2 protein-coding genes are annotated in these 1,788 nt (G+C 36.7%); both read right to left on the bottom strand.

The window, feature by feature from the left end; translation table 11 throughout:
- Positions 1–87: 87 nt before the first annotated feature.
- On the bottom strand, positions 88–891 hold the full coding sequence (locus K941_RS0112480) for a hypothetical protein (protein WP_147287584.1): 804 nt from the start codon (positions 889–891) through the stop codon (positions 88–90).
- A 581-nt stretch (positions 892–1,472) separates the two neighbouring features.
- The gene (locus K941_RS0112470) at positions 1,473–1,718 is read right to left on the bottom strand and encodes a hypothetical protein (protein ID WP_147287583.1); all 246 of its coding nucleotides are present in this window, start codon (positions 1,716–1,718) and stop codon (positions 1,473–1,475) included.
- Between the last annotated feature and the right edge of the window lie 70 nt (positions 1,719–1,788).

Raw genomic sequence — 1,788 nt, 5'->3', positions numbered from 1 at the left:
CGAGCTTGTTGAGGGGTGGCGGAAAACCGTTATGGTTCGACAAGCTCACCACGAACGGTTTTCCTTATTTTGGGTTTTGCAGGAAGTCTAATATACAATTGATAAAGCTAATATTAAACCTATGATTAATGCTCCCATTATTGGTACTAATGGACCTAATGTAGTAAATGCTAGTAAAAATATTGAAGCTCCAAAGCTTGCTCCCAGTCCCAATCCTGCTATAAAAGCCCCATTCGCCCCACCGTCAATAAGATAAGCCCCTGAACCAGTGTGTGGGTCAATAATTATATAACCAGAGCCTTTCCAACCCTTATAGTTAATCGTCTTTTCATGTACCGTAACCGTACGACCTACCGCCACATTATCACGGATATCCGTCATCACACCGCTAGATAGGCTTAGTTTTGGTATAATCTGACTATAGTTTTCTTGAGTAATGGTATAAACCGTTTGCCCCTGCTCTTGGGCGATTTGAATAGCTTTGACCGCAGACACCCCTTCAGCTTCTTTTTCAGTGGTATTAGGGTCATCAAACAACTGTTCAGGGACAAGATGCTCATTGGCAGATTGTCTAGCCCCCTGACTTTGGATAAAGCCTTTTAACTCATTGCTATCATTATCACGACTAACCGCTTGATACATCAACTGGTCAATATCCATCATCATGCCCTTAAAACTTCCCCCAAAGATAATACCATAGCGTTGATTGGGGTGGATATAGGTCGCAAAACTACCATACGCCATAAAGGGCGATTTTAGTACATTACCATGTTGTTTGGCGGCAATCACATCTTGGGCTTGGTTGATTGCAAAGTAGCTTTGCACCCCTGCATTTGCCATTAGGCAAAGGTGTGTGGAGTTTACCCTACTAAATAAAATGAAATTTATCACTGTTTATTCTTATGAATTTTTAATAAAGTGGATATAAAATTCATTATTAATAGCAATAGAACGATAGTAATCGTAATATTTGTTATTATTTTATAATTAAAATAAGTAAATATATATATTAGTGAAAAAATTAAAATAATTAAATATTTGTTCTTTTTCACAATTTTATTTCCATAAATATTTATACCTAAAAGTATTGTATAACCTAAAATAAGGCTTTCTAATAAAGCATAAATTATAGGCATTTTGAGAAATAAATTTATTAAATATATTGATACACACAACCATACAAGTTTCCTGTTCAACATAGGCAATACCATAAATTTGAAAATGTTTTAAATTATAATCCCATACCCCAACAGCCTTGTACTGTGTTGTTTGGAACGAATCTCCCTAATATAATTCCTGTCAAAAACCCTATACCAGCCCCAATATTTTGAGCTCTAGTCACTAAAGCTGCTTCTTGAGCTGTATATAGTGCGTTAGATACTATTTTTACAAGACTAGAAGCACCTGCACCACCCAAAATTGCACCTGTATCAAATCCTTGCCAAAAACACTGTCTTTGGTCATCTGTATAATTACTCCATAGATAGATAATAAGCTGTGATAGCCAAAACTATGGCAGCTAGAGCTAATAATATTAAAGATCCTAACCCTGCTGTAACCGCAGCTCCAAAACTTGCAAGAATAATTGAAAACAGAATACCAACCCCAAGCCCACCAATCATAGGTAAAATTCCCCCATCAGCCCCACCCCCAATCATATAAGCCCCTCTCCCAGTCTGTGGGTCAATAATAATAGGCATTGTTAAATCAAAATACACACCTCAAACTACCATTCCACTTAGCAAACAGTAAGCTCAGTGTATTTTCTATCATCTTTTGGCATTTAGA

The sequence above is a fragment of the Moraxella caprae DSM 19149 genome, from assembly GCF_000426885.1.
Lineage (GTDB): Bacteria > Pseudomonadota > Gammaproteobacteria > Pseudomonadales > Moraxellaceae > Moraxella > Moraxella caprae.
The sequence above is the reverse complement of the archived record's forward strand: the minus strand, read 5'-3'. Positions and strand labels throughout refer to the sequence as shown.